Raw genomic sequence first — 18,831 nt, 5'->3', positions numbered from 1 at the left:
CGTCAGTCGTGCTTTTGCAGGTCCTTTATGACCGCCGCGAGGAAGCGGCAGGCCTCGCCGCCCGTCGTGCAGCGATGGTCGAAAGTGAGCGACAGGGGAATGCGTCGATGGGTCTCGATGCCGCCGAGCACCGGCACCACGTCGTGGCGCAGGCCGCCGGCCCCGAGGATGGCGATGGTCGGCGGCACGATCACCGGCGTGGCGTAGCGTCCGGCCATCATGCCGAAGTTGGACAGCGTGAAGGTGAAGTCGCGCATGTCCTCCGGCTTGACGCTGCGCTCGCGCGTGGCCTGCTTGATGGCGTTGAGGTCGTCGCGCAGCTCGCGCGGCGACTTGCGCGCGACGTCGCGGATCACCGGCACGATCAGGCCCTCCGGCGTATCGACGGCGATGGCCACGTCGACGCGCTCTTCGAGCTGGCGGCTCATGCTGGCGCCGTCGAAGAAGCCGTTCAGCGCCGGCTCAGCCTGGCAGCCGGCCGCGATGGCTCGCAACAGGCGGGCGGTGATGTCCTGGCCGGGCACCCAGTAGTGGATGTCGGCATCGTCGAACAGCGTGCACTGCGCGACATGGTCGCGCGAGGCGCTCATGCTCTGCGCCATGGCGCGGCGCGGTCCGCGCAGCGGCTCCGGGGTGCCGGGCGGCAGCGCGAGGCGCGGGGTGTGGCGTGCGGCCTCGCTCGCCCGGCTGCCGGCCGCGGTGCGCACGTCGTCGGCCACGATGCGGTCGTGCCGTCCCGTCGGCTTGCAGTCCTCGAGCGCCACGCCGAGCTGCTTCGCCAGCGCCCGCACTGCGGGCGCGGCCTTGATGCGACCCGCCTTGCGCCGCCGCGAGCGGCCGGTAATGTCGGCGTCCTGCAGCACCTCGTCGCTGCTCATCATCTTGCCGACCACGGTGCCGGAATCCTCGCGCCCGGCGGCGTCTTCGTCTTCTTTCGCCGGCGCTTTTGCCGCGGCGGGCGCTTCCTGCGCCTCTTCCTGCGTTCCCCCCTGCGTTTCTTCCGCTGCGCTTCCGGCGTCGGTGTCGATGTCCACCAGCGGCGAGTGGGTCGGCAGGATGGTGCCGTCCGGGGCGTGGATTTTCTTGATGCGGCCGGTGTAGGGCGCCGGCACCTCGACCACGGCCTTCGCGGTCTCGACCGACAGCATCGGCTGGTCCACCTGGACGGTGTCGCCCTCGGCCACCAGCCAGCTGACGATCTCGGCTTCGGGCAGGCCTTCGCCGAGGTCGGGGAGGTTGAAGGTCTTGACGCTCATTCGACTAGTCCTCGAAGGTCTTCTTCACGCCGTCGATGATGCGCGCGACGCTGGGCAGGTACTCGTATTCCAGGCGGAACAACGGCATGACCGTATCGTAGCCGGTTACGCGCACGATGGGCGCCTTCAGGTCCCAGATGCCCTTCTCGGCCACGCCGGCGGCGACCTCGGCGCCGACGCCACAGCTCTTCGCGGCCTCGTGCACGATGACCAGCCGGCCCGTCTTTTCCACCGACTCGAGGATGGTGTCGAGGTCCATGGGGCTGATGGTGGCGAGATCGATGACCTCGGCGCTGATGCCCTCCTTGTCCAGCTCCTCGGCGGCCTTGAGCGTCTCGAAGGTCATCGCGCCCCAGGTCACGATGGTGACGTCTTCACCTTCGCGCAGGATGTAGCAGGTGTCCAGCGGCAGCGCCTCGCCGTTGTCCTCGACCTCCTGCTTCTGCAGGCGGTAAATTCGCTTCGGTTCCAGGAACACCACCGGGTCGGGGTCGCGGATCGCCGCCAGCAGCAGGCCGTAGGCGCGCCGCGGCGAGGAGGGGATCACGACGCGCACGCCGGGCATGTGGGCGAACAGCGCCTCGGTGCTTTCGGAATGGTGCTCGGGCGCGTGGATGCCGCCGCCGAAGGGCGCGCGCAGCACCATCGGCACGTGCAGCCGTCCGCGCGTGCGGTTCCGCAGGCGACCGGCATGGTTGATCATCTGGTCCACGGTCGGGTAGATGAAGCCCATGAACTGGATCTCGGCCACCGGCTTCATGCCCTGCGCCGCCATGCCGATGGACATGCCGGCGATCATGGACTCGGCCAGCGGCGTGTCCATGACGCGGTCCGGCCCGAAGCGCTGCTGCAGGCCGGCGGTGGCGCGAAACACGCCGCCGTTCACTCCGACATCCTCGCCGAGCACGATGACACTGTCGTCGTGCTCCATCTCCCAGGCCAGCGCCATGGTCACGGCCTCGATGAGCGTGATGCGCGCCATCAGTGGTGCCCCCCGGAATTGAGGAAACGGACGGCCGTCTCGCGCTGCTCCTCCATGGCCTCGGGCAGTTCGGCGAACATGGAGTCGAACATCGACTCCACGGGTTGCACGGCCGTGTCGAGGTAGCTGGCGACCGCGGCGTCGACCTGCTTGCCGCATTCGGCTTTCAGCGCCTCCTCGTCCGCCTCGCTCCAGGCGCCGGTGTCCACCAGGTACTTGCGGATGCGGATCATCGGCTCCGTCTTCCAGGCGTCCTCGACCTCGCTCTTGTCGCGGTAGCGACTGGCGTCGTCCGCCGTGGTGTGGTCGGAGAGGCGATAGGTGACGGCCTCCACCAGGGTCGGGCCCTCGCCGCCGCGCGCGCGCTCGAGCGCCTCTTCCATGGTCTGGCGCACGGCGATGACGTCGTTGCCGTCCACCTGGATGCCGGGCATGCCGGCGGCCACGGCCTTCTGCGCCAGCGTGCGCGACGCGGTCTGCAGCGCCAGCGGCACGCTGATGGCCCACTTGTTGTTGACCACCACGAACACCACCGGCAGGTCGCGCACCGCCGCGAGGTTCAGGGCCTCGTAGAAGTCGCCCTGCGAAGTGCCGCCGTCGCCGATCACGCTCACCGCGCAACGCGGCTCGCCGCGCAGCTTGTAGGCCAGCGCCGCCCCGGCGGCATGCAGGTACTGCGTCCCGATCGGCACGCACCAGGGAAAGTCATGGCGCGGACCGGCGAAGTCGTTGCCGCGCTCGTCCCCGCCCCAGTACAGCAGCACGTCTTCCATGCGCACGCCGCGCCAGAACTGGGCCCCGTACTCGCGATACATGGGCGCGAAGCAGTCCTCGGGGCGCATCGCGGCGCCGACGCCGACGTGCGCCGCCTCGTGCCCGAGGCATGAGGCGTAGGTCCCGAGCTTGCCGGTGCGCTGCAGGTTCACGGCCTTGGTGTCGAAGGTGCGCGTCAGCACCATGAGACGGTAGAGGCGCAACAGTTCCTCGGGGTCCTTGGCGAATTCAGGCAGCTCGGCCACAAGCGCGCCTGCGGGATCCAGCACCTGGCGGTACGGGATCCGAAATTCGGCGATGGTCTTCACCAGGTGATCCTCCTGATATTCTGGTCGCGGGCCGGACGGCCGGACCGTAAATAGCGCGGCATTATACACTCCCTCCGCGTGGGCCGGCCCGGCCCGGAAGCGTGTTTTATGCTGCGCCGCCGCAGCAGGAGAGCCGGATGGCGAAGAGAGAAATGGAAGCCGGAATCCACCGCGACCTGCGGGACCGGATGACCTATGCGAGTTACCTCGGCCTGGATCACGTGCTGTCGGCGCAGCAGCCGTTGTCGGACCCCGCACACCACGACGAGATGTTGTTCATCGTGCAGCACCAGGTCACCGAGCTGTGGATGAAGCTCATCATCCACGAGCTCGAGGCGGCCATGGCGTCGATCCGCGCCGACCAGCTGGAGCCGTGCTTCAAGGTGCTGGCGCGCGTGAAGCAGGTGCAGCAGCAGATGTATCACCAGTGGAGCGTGCTGGAGACGCTGACGCCGGCGGAATACGCGCGCTTCCGGCACGTATTCGGCCAGGCCTCGGGCTTCCAGTCGGTACAGTTCCGCCTGCTGGAGTTCCTGCTCGGCAACAAGGAGGCAAGCTACCTGGCCGTGTTCGCCCACGACCCGGAAGCGACCGCCCGGCTGCGCGCCGCCCTCGAGGCGCCGTCGATCTACGACGAGTTCCTGCGCCTCTTGGCGCGCCGCGGCATGCCGGTGCCGCCCGAGCGTGTCGAGCGGGACTGGTCCGAGCCCTGCGAGTCGCATCCGGGCGTGGTGGCGGTGCTGAAGACGATCTACGAGGACACGCGCAATCACTGGGACGCATACGACATGTGCGAGAAGCTGGTCGACCTCGAGACCAACTTCCAGCTGTGGCGCTTCCGTCATCTCAAGACAGTGGAGCGGATCATCGGTTTCAAGCGCGGCACCGGCGGCTCTTCGGGCGTGAACTTCCTGCGCCAGGCCATCGACATCCGGCTGTTCCCGGAGCTCATCGACGTGCGGACGGAGATCGAGTAGCGGCTTGGGCGGCAGCTCGTGGGTGGCCACTCTCGGTTAGTTTTTTGATGCCCTCGAGTGGCCACCCACGAGCTGCCGCCCGTCCCGTCAGTCGATGACCGGGGGGGCGAGCTCGCGCGCCCGGCGCTCGAGGCGGCTTAGCAGGGTGTCCATGGTGCGTCGTTCGGCCACGTCCAAGACAGCCAGGAGTTGCTCCTCGTAGCGGCGCAGTGCGGGCGTGATCCGGTCGTAGATGCGGCGTCCTTCCGCGGTCAGGTCGAGCATGCTGCGCCGCCGGTCGCCGGCCGCCATGCGCCGCGACACCCGGCCGGTCTGCTGCAGCCGGCGCACGGCGCGGCTGACTGCCACCTTGTCCATGGCCGTGCGCTCGGCCACCTCCGCGGCGGAGGCCCCCGGCGCGTGCGCCAGCACGGCGATGACGCGCCATTCCGGTATGGACAGGCCGTAGCGCCGGGAATAGGACTCGGCGATGGCCGCACTGAGCCGGTTCGACAGCACGGACAGGCGGTAAGGCAGGAACGCGTCGAGCAGGAAAGGCTTGTCGGTCATGGTGCGATGCAGCTTGTTGGGCGATGCGTCTCGGGACTATAATAGTTTCACTTGTAACTATTCAAGTTCCTGCCGTTTCAACTCCGGAGACAGACATGACCGAAGTTCAGGACAACCCCCTGGGCATCGACGGTTTCGAGTTCGTCGAATTCGCGGCGCCCGACGCCGCCCTGTTGCACAGCCTCTTTCGTCACATGGGTTTCACGGCGGTGGGCCGCCACCGCGAGCGCAAGGTCACGCTGTACCGCCAGGGCGACGTGAATTTCCTCGTCAACGAGGAGCCCGACAGCTTTGCCGCGGACTTCGCGCGCGCCCACGGCCCGAGCGCATGCGGCTTCGCCATTCGCGTGGCCGACGCGGCGCGCGCCCGCGCCCACGCCATCGATCATGGCGCGGCGGCGCTCAGCAACAAGCCGGCGACGCTGCCGGTGCGCGCGCCGGTGGTCGAGGGCATCGGCGGCAGCGCCCTGTACCTGGTCGATCGCTATGGCGAGCGCGCCTCGATCTACGACGCCGACTTCGAGTATTTCGACGGCGTGGACCGGCACCCGGCCGGTTTTGGCCTGACCTTCATCGATCACCTCACCCACAACGTGTACCAGGGCAACATGGACAAGTGGGCGGGCTTCTACGAGCGCATCTTCAACTTCCGCGAGATCCGCTACTTCGACATCAAGGGCAGCCAGACCGGCCTGGTCTCGCGCGCCATGACGGCGCCGGACGGCATGGTCCGCATTCCCATCAACGAGGCGACCGACGACAAGTCGCAGATCGCCGAGTATCTCGAGGAATACAACGGCGAGGGCATCCAGCACATCGCGCTGTTCACCGACGACATCTACGCTTCGGTCGAAGCCCTGCGCGGCGACGGTATCGAGTTCCTCGACGTGCCTGACACCTACTACGAGATGGTCGACGGCCGCGTGCCTGAGCATGGCGAGGACCTGGAGCGCATGTCCCGCAACCGCATCCTGATCGACGCCGACCGCGAAACCGGCAAGCGCCTGCTGTTGCAGATCTTCACCCAGACCTGCGTCGGCCCGATCTTTTTCGAGATCATCCAGCGCAAGGGCAACGAGGGCTTCGGCGAGGGCAACTTCCAGGCCCTGTTCGAGTCGATCGAGCGGGACCAGATGCGCCGGGGCGTGATCTAGCCGGGGCACGACATGAAGAAGTGGATTTCCTTTCCGCGGGTGGAGGGCACGGCGTCGCGCCAGGCGCACGCCGACCTGCCGCCGGGCACGTTCGAGCGCGAGCTGGGCAAGGAGGGCTTCTTCGGCCCGGCCACGCACATGTACCACCGCCGCCCGCCGACCGGGTGGAGCAGCTTCGAGGGGCCGCTGCGGCCGCGCGCTTTCGACACCACGAAGCTCGCCATCGCGGCGGATTCGCCCTGGCAGGCCGCGCTGCTGCTGCACAACGCCGCGGTGAAGTTCCGCCACTGGCGCCTGGCGCGCAGCATGCCGGCGCTGGCGCGCAACTCCGACGGCGACGAGCTGCTGTTCCTGCACCAGGGCAGCGCCGTCCTGTTCTGCGACTACGGGCGCCTGGAGCTGGTCGAGGGCGATTACCTCTTGCTGCCGCGCGGCACCATGTGGCGCCTGGAGATCGAGGCACCGGTGTCCGCCCTGCTGATCGAGGCCACCAACGACAGTTTCCGGCTGCCCGACAAGGGCATGCTGGGCCCGCACGCCATCTTCGACGAGGCCATGCTCGACACACCGGCCATCGATGAAGGCTTTCTCGCCCAGCAGGACGAGCGCGAGTGGCGCGTCGAGGTGAAGCGACGCGACCAGGTGTCCGTCATCACCTATCCCTACAGCCCGCTGGACGCGGTCGGCTGGAAAGGCGACCTGGTGCCGGTGCGCATCAACTGGCGCGCCATCCGGCCGCTGATGTCGCACCGCTACCACTTGCCGCCCTCGGTGCACACGACCTTCCTGGCCGGCCGCTTCGTGGTGTGCACTTTCGTGCCGCGGCCGTTCGAGTCCGACCCCGGCGCGCTCAAGGTGCCGTTCTTCCACAACAACGACGATTTCGACGAGGTGATCTTCTATCACGCCGGCGAGTTCTTCTCGCGCGACAACATCCACCCCGGGATGATCACCATGCACCCCTGCGGTTTCACCCACGGGCCGCACCCGAAAGCGTTAAAGAACATGCTGGAGCAGAAGGCGCCCGGCACCAACGAGGTCGCCGTCATGCTGGATACGCGCGATGCGCTGGAGGTCGGCGAGGCCGCGGCCGGGGTCGAATGGCACGGTTACGTCGACAGCTGGAAGGGGGGTGCCGCGTGAAGCTCGCCAGCCTCAAGAACGGGGGGCGCGACGGCGCCCTGGTCGTCGTCAGCCGCGACCTGTCGCGTGCGGCGCGGGCGGCGGCGGCGCCGACCCTGCAGGCGGCGCTGGACGACTGGGATCGCTGCAGCCCGCTGCTGCGCGCGCAGGCGGAGGCGCTGGAGCAGGGCGAGGCCGGGGATGCCTTCGACCTCGCCGTCGGCGACCTGGCCGCACCGCTGCCGCGCGCTTACCAGTTCCTCGACGGCAGCGCCTATCTCGCGCACGTGGAGCGCGTGCGGCGTGCCCGCGGCGCCGAGATGCCGCCCAGCTTCCTCACCGATCCCCTGATGTACCAGGCGGCGTCCGACGGGTTCCTGCCGCCGGTCGGGACCATCCCGGTGGCCAGCGAGGACTACGGCATCGACTTCGAGTCCGAGGTCTGCGTGGTCACCTCGGACGTCCCCATGGGCGTGGGCGCCGAGGAGGCGGGCGACTACGTGCAGCTGGTCTGCCTGGTGAACGACGTCTCGCTGCGCAACCTGATCCCGGCCGAGCTGGCCAAGGGCTTCGGCTTCCTGCACAGCAAGCCGCGCTCGGCGCTGTCGCCGGTCATGGTCACGCCCGACGAGCTGGGCGACGCCTGGCGCGACGGCAAGGTGCACCTGCCGCTGGTGACCACGCTCGACGGCGAGCGCTTCGGCGCGCCCGAGGCCGGTGTGGACATGCAGTTTTCCTTCTTCGAGCTCATCGCCCATGCGGCGAAGACCCGGCCGCTGGCCGCGGGCACCATCATCGGCTCCGGCACGGTGGCGAACCAGGACGAATCCCTGGGGGCCTCCTGCATGGCGGAGAAGCGCATGCTGGAAATCATCCGCGACGGCAAGCCGACGACGCCGTTCCTGTCTTTCGGGGCGCGCGTGCGGGTGGAGATGTTCGACCGTGCGGGGCATTCGATTTTCGGCGCCATCGAGCATGCCTATGAGCCCTACCGGCGCTGAACCGGCCACGCTCTACGGCTACTGGCGCAGCACCGCCGCGTGGCGCGTCCGGATCGCGCTCAACCTGAAGGCCATGGCGTGGACCTCCAGGGCCGTGCACCTGCTGCGCGACGGCGGTGAGCAGCGGCGTCCCGACTACCTGCGCCTGAACCCGCAGGGCCTGGTGCCGGCGCTGGCGATCGACGGCCAGCTCCTGAGCCAGTCGCTGGCGATCATCGAGTATCTCGAGGAGACCCGCCCCGCACCCGCGCTCCTGCCAGCCGACGCCGCCGGTCGGGCGCGCGTGCGCAGCCTGGCCCAGCTGGTGGCAGGCGACCTGCACCCCCTCAACAACCTGCGCGTGCTGCAATATCTCGACGCACACATGGGTGCCGGGGAGGCGCAGCGGCAGGCGTGGTACCGCCATTGGGTCAGGGTGGGGCTCGAAGCCCTGGAGACCCGCCTGGCGCGCGACGCCGAGACCGGTCGTTTCTGCCACGGCGACGCCCCCGGGCTGGCCGACTGCTGCCTGGTGCCGCAGCTCTATAACGCGCGGCGCTACGAGTGCCCATTGGATGCCTGCCCGACGCTGCTGCGCATCGAGGCGGCCTGCGGTGAGCTGGACGCGTTCCAGGCCGCGGTGCCGGAGCGCCAGCCGGACGCCGCACCCGCCCCCTGACTGCGGCAAGCCCCGATACCGCCCGCACCGGACGGACTAGAATTGGGGTGTAGCAGAAAGGGAAGACACCATGAGCCGTTTCAGCCTGAACAAGTTCCCGGATGGACCGGGCGTCTACGCGCTCTACGAACACCAGCAGGCGCTCACCGTCGGCTCGGCCGCCAACCTGCGCCAGCTGGCCGAGGAGCACCTGTTCGCCTTCACGGCGCCGAGCGAGGCGCTGCGCCAGATGACCGCACACCCGGAGCAGGTCACGGAGATCTCCTGGTGGCAGCATCCCGCGCTGGCGGATGAGGATCGGCGCACTGCCGCGCGCTGGGTCGCCATCGAGGTGCTGGCCCCGGTCGAGCACCCGCGTTTCTCGCTGTCCAAGGTAGGCGAGGCCGCGCTCGAGGACCGGGAGTTCGTCAAGTCCATGGAGCAGCTGTTCCGCGGCGCGCCCGCCGGCAGCTTCGTGCCGCAGACGCTGGATGCGCTGGCGCGCAGCGTCTATGAGCTCAAGGAGAAGGTCGCCGAGCTGGAGCGGCGCCTGGCCAGCAAGGACTGAGGCGCGACGCCGGCGTCGCGCCCGCGCTACGTCGCGCTAGGCGGTCGCGCTCGGCCGCGCCGAGACCGTGGCGTGCCAGCGCAGGAAATTCGGCACGTCGTCTTCCGGTACCGTCATCTTCAGCGCGCGGGCGAAGTCCGTGATGCACAGCAGGGTGATGTCGGCGAGGGAGAACTTCGGGCCGGCGACGAACTCCGACTCGCGCAGCCGCTGTTCGATGACCGGGAAGAACTCGGCCAGGCGCACGCGCCCCCGCTCCACCAGGGCGGGGATGGCGGGCATCCCGCTGCGCCCGGGCACGGCCCGGTCGGCATACGGCGGATAGCTGTTCCTGAAGGCGTCGATCACGGCCTGTCCGGCGTCGAACTCGATGCGCCTGTTCCAGCACTCCACCAGGGCGATCTCCAGCGGCGTGGTGCCGAGCAGCGGCGGCTCGGGTTGCAGCGCCTCGAAGTAGCGGCAGATGGCGGTCGACTCGTCGATCACGGTGCCGTCGTCGAGTTCCAGCGCGGGCAGCACGCCGCGCGGATTGACGGCGAGAAAGCCGGGTTGCAGGTTCTCTCCGGCGCGGATGTTGATTTCCACCGTCGGGATCTCGATGCCTTTCTCGGCAAGGAAGATGCGCACCCGGCGCGGATTGGGGGCGACGCGCATGTCGTAAAGCTTCACGGCCTGGCTCCTTGGGGACTTGGCGCGCCAAGCATAGCGCAACTACCGCAATGGTCCCGGCAGCTCACTCCGGCCGGAGTCCGAGGTACCGGCTGCGGTTGACGTCCAGCATGTTGTCCTCCCAGCCGGTGACACGCGGGCTGACGAGGTTGCGCGAGACGTGGTGGTAGAGCGGGATCAGTGCCTGTTCGCCCACGGCCAGCGCCTCGGCCTCGCGCAACAGGCGCGCGCGCGCCGCGGGATCGGGCTGGCGCGAGGCCGCCGCGGTGAGACGGTCGTATTCCGCGTTGCTGTAGTTGCCGAGGTTGTTCGGTCCGCTCTCGGTCTGCAGCAGCAGCGTGAACGTCTGCGCGTCGTCGTACACCGCGAGCCAGCTGGCGAGGGCAAGGTCGAAGTCCCCCTGTTGCAGGGCGGCGTAGTGGATCGCGGTCTCGGCCCGCTGCAGCTCGGCGTCGACGTGAATCGCGCGCCACATGGACTGCAGCGCGATGGCGACGCGCCGCTCGTTCTCAGACTGGGGATAGCGCAGCCGCAGTTGCAGCGGCTGGCCCGGACCGAAGCCGGCGGCCTGCATCAGCGCCTTTGCCTCCTCCCGTCGCGCCTGCATCGAGTGGTCGCGCCACGCAGGGCGCGCCGGATCGGGGTAGCCGGCGGTGCCGGGCGGCACCAGGCTGAAGGCCGGCCGCTCGCCGCTGCCCAGCACCTTCTCCGTGATGGTGGCGCGATCCAGCGCCATGGACAGCGCCCGGCGCACGCGCGCGTCGCCGAGTGCCGCGCGCTGGTGGTTGACGGCGAGGAAGGACAGCCCCAGGTAAGGCGCCGTGTGCACCGCGTCGGGCATGCGCTCGCGCAGCCATGCCGTGCGACTGGCCGGGAAGTCGCGCAAGACGTGCAGTTCGCCGGCGCGGAAGCGCAGCAGCGCCGCGTCGCGGTCCTCGAGGCCGAAATACTGCACCCCCTTGAGACGGACGGCGGGCGCGTCCCAGAACGCCGGGTTCTTTTCCAGCAGCACGTGGTCGTTGGGCACGCGGGCCGCGAGGCGGAAGGCGCCGTTGGCGGGCATGTTGCCCGGCTTCGTCCAGTCCTCGCCATGCTCCGCCACGGCGTGCCGCGGCACCGGGAAGGCGGCGAAGTGCATCAGCAGCCCGGGAAAATAGGGCGTGCGGCGATCCAGCCGGATCACCAGCCGGTCAGGCGCGGGGGCGGCGACGCCGAGCGCCTGGGGCGGCATCTCGCCCGAGGTGACGGCGCGGCCGTTCTCGATGACCCAGAAGAACTGCGCGTAGGGTGAGGTCGTCTCGCCCGACATCATGCGGCGGAATGCGAACACGAAATCGTCGGCGGTGACCGGCGTACCGTCGGACCAGGCATGCTCGCGCAGGGCGAACTCGTAGTGCAGCCCGTCGTCCGACACCGTCCAGGATTCGGCTGCGCCCGGCACCACGGCGCCGCCCCGGCCCTCGGTGGTCAGCCCGACGAGCATGTCGCCGACGATACGGTTCTCCCACACGCCGGTGATGCGGTGCGGGTCGAGCGACGCGGGGTGGCCGGGGTTGGCGACTTTCAGCACCTCGGCCGCCGCGGGCGTGGCGAGGCTGCAGGCGGCGAGTAATTGGAGCAGTATCTTTCCCGGACGCATCGGGTCCTCCCTTCGGCGCATTCGCGTCCTAGAATAACGGTCTGGGAGAAATCCGGCAGAAAGGAGCGCGCATGGACATCGGAGACCTGAGAAGCGAATACAGCGGGCAACCCTTTCGCCGCGGCGACCTGGACCCGGATCCGGTGAAGCAGTTCGCGCACTGGTTCCAGCAGGCGCGCGAGGTCGCGCAGCCGGAGGTGAACGCCTGCACCCTGGCCACCGCCGGCATCGACGGCCGCCCGAGCGCGCGCACGGTGCTGCTGAAGTATTTCGACGCCGACGGCTTCGTGTTTTTTACCAACACCCACAGCCACAAGGCGCAGCAGATCGCGGAGAATCCCGCCGTCGCCATGCTGTTCTTCTGGCAGACGCTGGAGCGCCAGGTGTGTATTCGCGGCGTGGCCGAGAAGATCAGCACCACCGAGGCGCTGCGTTACTTCGCCCGCCGCCCCCGCGGCAGCCAGCTCGGCGCCTGGGTGTCGGAGCAGAGCAGCGTCATCACCAACCGCTCGGTGCTGGAGATGAAACTCGACGAGATGAAGCGCAAGTTCTCGACGGGCGACGTGCCGCTGCCGTCCTTCTGGGGCGGCTACCGCATCCGCCCGGCGGAGATCGAGTTCTGGCAGGGGCGCGCCTCGCGCCTGCACGACCGCCTGCGCTACCGCCGCGTGGACGACGCCTGGGTTATCGAGCGTCTCGCGCCCTGAGCAGGGCGGCGAATTCGCGCAAGGCCTCGGCCCCGACGACGTCGCGCGCCACCAGCGGCAGGTCGAGGCGTGGCACGTCGCCCAGCGACGCCGACAGGGTCGCCAGGTGCGTCTCTTCCTGGCCACGGCGAGCGGCGAAGAACTCGCCTGCCTCCGCGGGACTGCGCTTGTTGACCACCAGCGCGCTCAGTGCCACGCCGGCGCGCTGCAGTTTCTGCGCCAACTCGATGGTCTCCAGTACCGGCAGGCGTTCCGCTGCGAGCACGATGACGAAGGCGGTGCGGGCACCGTCGGCCAGGGTGTCGCGCAGCAGCGCGAGTTTCTCGCGCCGCCGGTAAAGCAGGTGGCGAATGCGGTCGTCGCGCTCTTCCCCGCCCCCCGGGGTCTCGCCGACGACCCGGTCGCCGAGCGCCCGGTCTTCCTTCCCCAAGCCCGCCAGCGCGGCGCCGAAGCGCGCGCTCTGCTCGCGCCGCGTCAGCAGTCCCTCCGTCCACGCCGTCATCATCTCCGGCAGCGCCATGAGGCGCGCCGTATGGCCCGAGGGCGCGGTGTCGAACACCACCAGCTCGTAATCTTCGAGCCCGGCCTGCACGGTCTCCGCGATGCGCTCGAGCAGGGCCGCCTCCTGCATTCCGGGCGCGTCCCGCGACAGCGCCATGTGCCGGTCCACCTCGCCCTGCAGGCGCTCGGGCATCAGTCGCCGCAGCGCCGCGCCGACCTCGTCGAGGTGGCGCGTGACGACCACGTCCGGATCCAGCTCCATGCCGTCAAGACCCGGCGCCAGCCGGACCGGGTCCGGTCCCACCGCACGGCCCCAGAGGTGCCCGAGGTTGTGTGCCGGGTCGGTGGACACCAGCAGCACGCGCCGCCCGGCGTCGGCCTCGGCCAGGGCCACGGCGGTGGACACGGTGGTCTTGCCGACGCCGCCCTTGCCGCCGAAAAACAGCACGCGTTTCTCGCGCGCAAGGCTCAGCAGCATCGCAGGTGGTCCAGCGGCGAATGCTCCATGCCCATGCGCCGGTGCCAGTCGTGGAAGCGTTCGTAGAGGAGCGGCATCAACTCCAGCGTGTACCAGGCCGCCGGGTTGGGCACGCCGAGCGTCTCGGCAAACACCAGCAGCATGAACAGGTCGTCCTCCTCGCGCTGCGCGCGGGCGAAGGTGCGCCGGTAGGGCGCGACGTAGAACTCCCGCAGGCCTGCGGAAATTTCACGCCAGCGACCCGACCGGCGGTCTTCGCCCATGGCCGCCTCAGCGCTTCGCCGCCACCGGCGCCGTGCCCTTGGCGCCGCGGCCCATGGCGATGGCGGCTTCCAGCGCCACCCACAGTGCAGCGAGCAGGATGACGATGTCCATCACCAGCAGCAGCCAGTTCTTCTGCGCGTAGAACTGGCCCAGCTGCACCAGCAGCGCGTAGATCGACATGGTCAGCAGGAAGGCCAGCGGCACCGCGGTGAACACCGCCGGGCGTCCCTGGCGGATCAGGATCACCGAGATGATGGACAGCGTGAGGCCGGCCATGAGCTGGTTGGTGGTGCCGAACAGCGGCCAGATGATCATGCCGCCGGCGCCGTCCGCGCCGGCGCCGAAGGCCAGCGCCAGGCAGAAGCCCAGAGCGATCAGCGTGCTGAACACCACGTTGACCTTGAAGCCGGCGATCTCCGCCGCCTCCTGCACCACGAAGCGCTGCAGGCGCAGGCCGGTGTCCATGGTGGTGGCGGCGAACAGGATCGCCATCACGGCGAGGATGGTGGCGCCGAGGTCTTCAGGCATGCCGAAGCCGCCGGCGAGGATGGCGCCGCCGCCCTGCACGAAGGCCGCCAGGCTGCCGCCGCCGAACTTGGAGTACATGGCCTCCCAGTCGGCCAGCGTGGCGAAGCCCGCGGTGGTGCAGATGATCGCCGCCAGCGCCAGCATGCCTTCGCCCACCGAGCCGAAGTAACCGACGAAGCGGGCGTCGGTTTCCTTGTCCAGCTGCTTGGAGGTGGTGCCCGAGGAGACCAGGCCGTGGAAGCCGCTGATGGCGCCGCAGGCGATGGTGACGAACAGCAGCGGCACCAGGCTGGGCGTGCCGGCGGGCACGTTGTCGTTGAAGGCCGGCGCGACGATGTCCGGCGCGCCGATCAGCACCGCCACGTAGAGCAGTCCGAGGCCGAGGAACAGCTGCAGGCCGTTGATGTAGTCGCGCGGCTGCAGCAGCACCCACACCGGCAGCATGGAGGCGACGCCGGCGTAGACGAACAGCAGCAGGATCCACTGCGAGCGCGGCCCCAGGCCCAGGACGCTTTCGGGCAGCACGATGGGATAGGCGTAGCCGACGAAGATCAGCGCATACAGCGCCACCACGCCGACGATGGACACCCACAGCAGGCTCATCTTGTAGCGGTAGATGAGCTGGCCGATGATCACCGCCACCACGATCGCGCCCCAGGTCGGGATCACTGCAGTCGGCCGCGCCACCAGCAGGTTGGAGATCACCACGGCGAAGGCGGCGTTGACCATCAGCAGCAGCAGGAAGATCACCACCAGGAAAAGGTTGCGCGCGCGGTTGCCGATGACGTTGCCGGTGAGCGTGCCGATGGACTTGCCCTTGTTGCGCACGCTGGCCCACAAGGCGCCGAAGTCGTGCACGCCGGCGAAGAAGATGGTGCCGAGGATCACCCAGGCGAAGGCCGGGCCCCAGCCCCAGATGACGGCGATGGCCGGGCCGACGATGGGCGCGGCGCCGGCCACGGAGGTGAAGTGGTGCCCCCAGAGTACGAACTTGTTGGTCGGCACGTAGTCCACGCCGTCGCGGAACTCGTGCGCCGGCGTGCGGAAGTCAGGGTCGAGCTGGTAGATCCGCTCAGCGATGAACTTCGAGTAGAACAGGTAGCCCGCGGTCAGCATCCCCAGCCCGACCAACAACAAAGCGATTGAGCTCATTCCTTATCCCCCAGGGTGACGTCAACTCTTATTGCTTGCCCGCGGCCGCGAAGCGGGCCCGGTCGATCTCGATCCAGGTGGCCTGCGCGCGGGCACATACGGTCCCGTCGGCGCTCCAGATGGCGGTGCCGGCGCCGTGCTTGCGCCCGTCGCGCGCCAGCCGCCAGCCGCCGACGATGTAGGGCCGGCCGGCCTGCAGCGGCACGTCCAGCGCTGCGGTGAGCTTGCCCAGCACCAGCGGTCGCTCCAGTTCCTCGAGCCAGGCCCAGGCGCCGGGACAGTCCAGCGCCGCCCATACGAATTCGGGGCGTACGTGACCGTCGGCGTCGCACAGTTCCGGGCCGGGCTTCCACGGGCAGGCCACGAGACCGTCGACGTGCGCGTCACCGGCGAAGATGCGCAGCCCGTCGCCGGGTGAGCGGCCGGTGCCGCAGACGAAGCAGCTCGGGAAGGCATGTTCTTCGAGGCCGTGATAGCGCGCCGACGCCTCGGTGGCGGCCGCGAGGCCCGGGCAGGGCGGCGGTTGCAGTGCCAGCGTGGCGCGGCGCCCCTCGGCAATGGTGAGTTCGCCGTCCAGCAAGGCCACGCCATCCGGCGTGCGCAGGAGTTGCAGCTCGCGCTCGAGCGGCGGCGGACGCTTCAGCGTCACTTCCACGACACCCCGGAGCGCTGCGGCCACCAGGCCGCAGGTGTAGCCGCCATTGCCCGAGTCCGGCGGGCCGCAGAAGCGGCGCGCGACCGTGACGCTGCGCAGCGCCGTGGCGGGTGTTTCGCTCACGCGTCCCTGTCCCGCTGCGGCTGTGCGGGCGCAGCGCCGGTGAAGCTGTCGATGCGGGCGTGCAGCCGTGCGACCTCTGCCTCGAGTTCGGCCACCCGCGCTTCCAGGTCGGTGGCGTCGGGGCCTGGGGCGAAGGGCGTGCGGTGCGCCTCGGGCGGCGGGGGCGGCGCGACGGTCTCCGGCGCCTCGCCCGTGAACAGCTGCATCCAGCGGTTTTCGCGCTTGCCGGGCTGGCGCGGCAGGCAGGCGACCAGCGGTTCCTCGCGCGCGGCGAGCCGCGCCAGCACCGCGTCCACTTCGCTCACGTCCGCGAACGGAGCCATGCGGGCCGCGCGGTTGCGCAGCTCCCCGGGCGTCTGCGGGCCGCGCAGCAACAGTTCGCACAGCACGGCCAGCTCCTGCGGCTGCAGCTGGAGCTCGCTGAAATGCGAGTTGCAGAAGCGGTGCCGGTAGCGCGTGACCCGCCCGCCGACGCCGCCGCTGCGGTCCGTGAGCAGGTGTTTCTTCATCAGGCCGTCCACCACGCCCTGGACGGCGGCTGCATCCAGGTCCAGCACGGGATCCCGGTTGCTTTTCTGGTTGCAGGCCGTGACCAGCGCATTGAGCGACAGCGGGTACTGGTCCGGCGTAGTGATTTCCTTCTCGACGAGGCAGCCGATGACGCGGGCTTCGAGGGGCGTCAGCTCTGTTCTCAAGACTTGCCTCCTGGGCTGGGCTCCGTTGTCCGGGACGCACGAAGACCCCGGCACCACCGCTGGCCGGAATGTCGTCAAGGTAGAATACACAATCCATCGTCCACGAAACTGCGTACATTCCCCATGTTGCTCCGCTTTGACCAGGTCTCGCTGCGCTTCGGCGACCAGGTGATCCTCGCCGGCGCCGATTTCGGCATCGACCCGGGCGAGCGCGTGTGCCTGATCGGCCGCAACGGCGCCGGCAAGACCTCGCTGCTGAAACTGGTCGACGGCGGGCTGCCGCCCGACGAGGGCGAGATCCTGTCGCGCGCCGGCCTGCGCATCAGCCGGCTGGAGCAGTCGCTGCCCGGCCAGCTCGAGCTCACCGTGCGCGAAGTCGTGATGGGCGGGCTGGCGCCGGTGCGGTCCCTGGTGGACGAGTACGAGCAACTGTCGCGCGCGGAGCTGGATGCGCCGGGATTGCAGGCGCTGGAGGAACTCCACCGGCGCATCGACGCCGTGGACGGCTGGCACGTCGAGCGGGTGGTCGACACCATGCTGAGCGAGATGCAACTGCCCGGCGAGCAGCGGCTCGGCGAGCTGTCAGGCGGCTGGCGCCGGCGGGTGTCCCTTGCACGCGCCCTGGTCAGCAAGCCCGAGTTGCTGCTGCTCGACGAGCCGACCAACCATCTCGACCTGTCCTCGATCCAGTGGCTCGAGCAGCGCATCGCCAGCTGGCCCGGCGCGGTGCTGTTCATCACCCACGACCGCGCCTTCCTGCAGCGGCTCGCCACGCGCATCGTGGAGATCGATCGCGGCAAGCTGGTGAGCTGGCCCGGCGACTATCGCGACTACCTGCGCCGCAAGGCCGAGTCCATCGAGGAAGAACAGCGCCACAACGCCGAGTTCGACCGCAAGCTGGCCGAGGAGGAGGCCTGGATCCGCCAGGGCATCAAGGCGCGCCGCACGCGTAACGAGGGCCGGGTGCGGGCGCTCGAGGCGATGCGCGAGGTGGCCGGGCAACGGATCCGGCGCCCCGGCACCGCGCGTATCAGCATCGGCGAGGCGGAGCTGTCGGGCCGCAAGGTGGTCCAGGCGAAGAACATGCATTTCCGCTTCGGCGCCACGCCGCTGGTCGACGGGCTGGACCTGAAGATCATGCGCGGCGACCGTATCGGGCTGGTCGGCAACAACGGCGTCGGCAAGAGCACGCTGCTGCGGCTGCTGCTGGGCGAGCTCGAACCGCAGGCCGGTACGCTGAAGCACGGCACCAACCTGGAGGTGGCGTGGTTTCACCAGACGCGCGGCGTGCTCGACCCGTCCAAGAGCGTGGCGGAGAACGTGGGCGAAGGCCGCGACTACGTCGTCATCAACGGCAAGTCGCAGCACGTGGTCGGGTACCTGCGCGGATTCCTCTTCACCGCCAAGCGCGCACTGACGCCGGTGGCCTCGCTGTCGGGCGGCGAACGCAACCGGGTCGTGCTGGCGAAGCTGTTCACCCGGCCGAGCAACCTGCTGGTGCTGGACGAGCCCACCAACGACCTCGACGTCGAGACCCTGGAGGTGCTCGAAGAGCGCCTCGCCGAGTACTCCGGGACCCTCATCGTGGTGAGCCACGACCGCGAGTTTCTCGACAACGTGGTCGACAAGATCCTGGTGTTCGAGCCGGGCGGCCGGATCGTGGAATACGCCGGCGGGTACAGCGACTGGCTGCGCCGCGGCCACGAACTGGCGCAGATGGACGCGCCCGGTGCGGCGAAGAGCGCGGCGAGTGCCTCGGCCGGTGACGAGCCGGCGCGGGCGGCGGCGAAGCCGCGCAAGCTCGGCTACCGGGAACAGCGCGAGCTGGAGGGCTTGCCGGGGCGCATCGAGGCGCTGGAGGCCGAGATTGCCGCCCTGGAGGCCGAGATGGCCGCGCCAGGTTTCTACGCCCAGCCCTGGGAGCAAACGCAGCCGGCGCTGGACGCCCTGGCAGCGAAGCAGGCCGAGCACGACCGGCTGGCGGAGCGGTGGCTTGAACTGGAAGACCTGCAGCAGAGCCTGGCTGTAGAACGGGCCGGTTAGCCCGCCGGTCGAGGGCGCACGTTGAGCGTGCCGGCCGGGTGCGTCCGCT

19 protein-coding genes are annotated in these 18,831 nt (G+C 69.4%); 8 read left to right on the top strand and 11 right to left on the bottom strand.

From position 1 onward, the window contains the following. Nucleotides 1-2: 2 nt before the first annotated feature. Genes G8346_RS13105 through pdhA form a run of 3 tightly spaced genes read right to left on the bottom strand, consistent with a single transcriptional unit; the run spans nt 3 to nt 3,320 of the window. Complete coding sequence (locus G8346_RS13105; protein WP_166052056.1) at nt 3-1,256, bottom strand: dihydrolipoamide acetyltransferase family protein; 1,254 nt, start codon at nt 1,254-1,256, stop codon at nt 3-5. A gap of 4 nt (nt 1,257-1,260) precedes the next feature. After that, nucleotides 1,261-2,238: an alpha-ketoacid dehydrogenase subunit beta gene (locus G8346_RS13100; RefSeq protein WP_166052054.1), complete on the bottom strand. Its 978-nt coding sequence runs from the start codon at nt 2,236-2,238 to the stop codon at nt 1,261-1,263. Beyond that, nucleotides 2,238-3,320 carry a pyruvate dehydrogenase (acetyl-transferring) E1 component subunit alpha gene (gene pdhA, locus G8346_RS13095; RefSeq protein ID WP_166052052.1) on the bottom strand — a complete coding sequence of 361 codons (1,083 nt, stop codon included), beginning with the start codon at nt 3,318-3,320 and terminating at the stop codon, nt 2,238-2,240. Before pdhA ends, G8346_RS13100 begins: the two co-directional genes overlap by 1 nt. A 137-nt stretch (nt 3,321-3,457) precedes the next feature. On the opposite strand from pdhA, the gene kynA reads away from it, so the two are divergent. Further along, on the top strand, nt 3,458-4,297 hold the full coding sequence (gene kynA / locus G8346_RS13090; protein WP_166052050.1) for a tryptophan 2,3-dioxygenase: 840 nt from the start codon (nt 3,458-3,460) through the stop codon (nt 4,295-4,297). 87 nt (nt 4,298-4,384) lie between these two features. On the opposite strand, the gene G8346_RS13085 is transcribed toward kynA, so the two are convergent. Next, nucleotides 4,385-4,846, bottom strand: coding sequence for a MarR family winged helix-turn-helix transcriptional regulator (locus tag G8346_RS13085; protein WP_166052048.1), 462 nt, complete (start codon nt 4,844-4,846; stop codon nt 4,385-4,387). A 95-nt stretch (nt 4,847-4,941) separates the two neighbouring features. Between G8346_RS13085 and hppD the strand changes: the two genes are divergently transcribed. From hppD to G8346_RS13060, 5 genes are all read left to right on the top strand, one after another. After that, nucleotides 4,942-6,000 carry a 4-hydroxyphenylpyruvate dioxygenase gene (gene hppD, locus G8346_RS13080; RefSeq protein WP_166052046.1) on the top strand — a complete coding sequence of 353 codons (1,059 nt, stop codon included), beginning with the start codon at nt 4,942-4,944 and terminating at the stop codon, nt 5,998-6,000. Nucleotides 6,001-6,012: 12 nt separating this feature from the next. Further along, nucleotides 6,013-7,143 (top strand): homogentisate 1,2-dioxygenase, encoded by a 1,131-nt coding sequence (locus G8346_RS13075; RefSeq protein ID WP_166052044.1) that lies wholly within the window; start codon nt 6,013-6,015, stop codon nt 7,141-7,143. Continuing rightward, nucleotides 7,140-8,123, top strand: coding sequence for a fumarylacetoacetate hydrolase family protein (locus tag G8346_RS13070; protein WP_166052042.1), 984 nt, complete (start codon nt 7,140-7,142; stop codon nt 8,121-8,123). The genes G8346_RS13075 and G8346_RS13070 overlap by 4 nt, the downstream gene beginning before the upstream one ends. Further along, nucleotides 8,104-8,781 carry a maleylacetoacetate isomerase gene (gene maiA, locus G8346_RS13065; RefSeq protein WP_166052040.1) on the top strand — a complete coding sequence of 226 codons (678 nt, stop codon included), beginning with the start codon at nt 8,104-8,106 and terminating at the stop codon, nt 8,779-8,781. Before G8346_RS13070 ends, maiA begins: the two co-directional genes overlap by 20 nt. A 70-nt stretch (nt 8,782-8,851) precedes the next feature. Further along, on the top strand, nt 8,852-9,328 hold the full coding sequence (locus G8346_RS13060; protein ID WP_166052038.1) for a hypothetical protein: 477 nt from the start codon (nt 8,852-8,854) through the stop codon (nt 9,326-9,328). 36 nt (nt 9,329-9,364) lie between these two features. Here the strand turns inward: G8346_RS13060 and G8346_RS13055 are convergent, their stop codons facing one another. Both G8346_RS13055 and G8346_RS13050 read right to left on the bottom strand, forming a co-directional pair. After that, on the bottom strand, nt 9,365-9,997 hold the full coding sequence (locus G8346_RS13055) for a glutathione S-transferase family protein (RefSeq protein WP_166052036.1): 633 nt from the start codon (nt 9,995-9,997) through the stop codon (nt 9,365-9,367). A 64-nt stretch (nt 9,998-10,061) separates the two neighbouring features. After that, nucleotides 10,062-11,636 (bottom strand): peptide ABC transporter substrate-binding protein, encoded by a 1,575-nt coding sequence (locus G8346_RS13050; RefSeq protein ID WP_166052034.1) that lies wholly within the window; start codon nt 11,634-11,636, stop codon nt 10,062-10,064. Between the two features lie 71 nt (nt 11,637-11,707). Here G8346_RS13050 and pdxH point away from each other — a divergent pair, with 71 nt between their 5' ends. Beyond that, nucleotides 11,708-12,343, top strand: a complete 636-nt coding sequence (gene pdxH / locus G8346_RS13045; RefSeq protein ID WP_166052032.1) for a pyridoxamine 5'-phosphate oxidase — start codon at nt 11,708-11,710, stop codon at nt 12,341-12,343. Here pdxH and G8346_RS13040 read toward each other — a convergent pair. Genes G8346_RS13040 through G8346_RS13020 form a run of 5 tightly spaced genes read right to left on the bottom strand, consistent with a single transcriptional unit; the run spans nt 12,321 to nt 16,739 of the window. After that, nucleotides 12,321-13,322 carry an ArsA family ATPase gene (locus G8346_RS13040; protein WP_166052029.1) on the bottom strand — a complete coding sequence of 334 codons (1,002 nt, stop codon included), beginning with the start codon at nt 13,320-13,322 and terminating at the stop codon, nt 12,321-12,323. The genes pdxH and G8346_RS13040 overlap by 23 nt on opposite strands. After that, the gene (locus G8346_RS13035; protein WP_166052028.1) at nt 13,313-13,585 is read right to left on the bottom strand and encodes a cory-CC-star protein; all 273 of its coding nucleotides are present in this window, start codon (nt 13,583-13,585) and stop codon (nt 13,313-13,315) included. Before G8346_RS13035 ends, G8346_RS13040 begins: the two co-directional genes overlap by 10 nt. Before the next feature lie 7 nt (nt 13,586-13,592). Then, nucleotides 13,593-15,266: a carbon starvation protein A gene (locus tag G8346_RS13030; RefSeq protein WP_166052026.1), complete on the bottom strand. Its 1,674-nt coding sequence runs from the start codon at nt 15,264-15,266 to the stop codon at nt 13,593-13,595. A 28-nt stretch (nt 15,267-15,294) separates the two neighbouring features. Then, nucleotides 15,295-16,044, bottom strand: coding sequence for a hypothetical protein (locus G8346_RS13025; protein WP_206202763.1), 750 nt, complete (start codon nt 16,042-16,044; stop codon nt 15,295-15,297). After that, a complete protein-coding gene (locus tag G8346_RS13020; RefSeq protein ID WP_166052024.1) occupies nt 16,041-16,739 on the bottom strand; it encodes a YceH family protein in 699 nt (232 codons plus the stop codon). Before G8346_RS13020 ends, G8346_RS13025 begins: the two co-directional genes overlap by 4 nt. A gap of 123 nt (nt 16,740-16,862) precedes the next feature. Between G8346_RS13020 and G8346_RS13015 the strand changes: the two genes are divergently transcribed. After that, nucleotides 16,863-18,782, top strand: a complete 1,920-nt coding sequence (locus tag G8346_RS13015; protein ID WP_166052022.1) for an ATP-binding cassette domain-containing protein — start codon at nt 16,863-16,865, stop codon at nt 18,780-18,782. The last annotated feature ends 49 nt before the right edge of the window (nt 18,783-18,831 follow it).

Source organism: Thioalkalivibrio sp. XN279 (assembly GCF_011089885.1).
Lineage (GTDB): Bacteria > Pseudomonadota > Gammaproteobacteria > Steroidobacterales > XN24 > XN24.
Note: the sequence above shows the minus strand (reverse complement) of the source record. Positions and strands in the feature narration are given on the sequence as shown.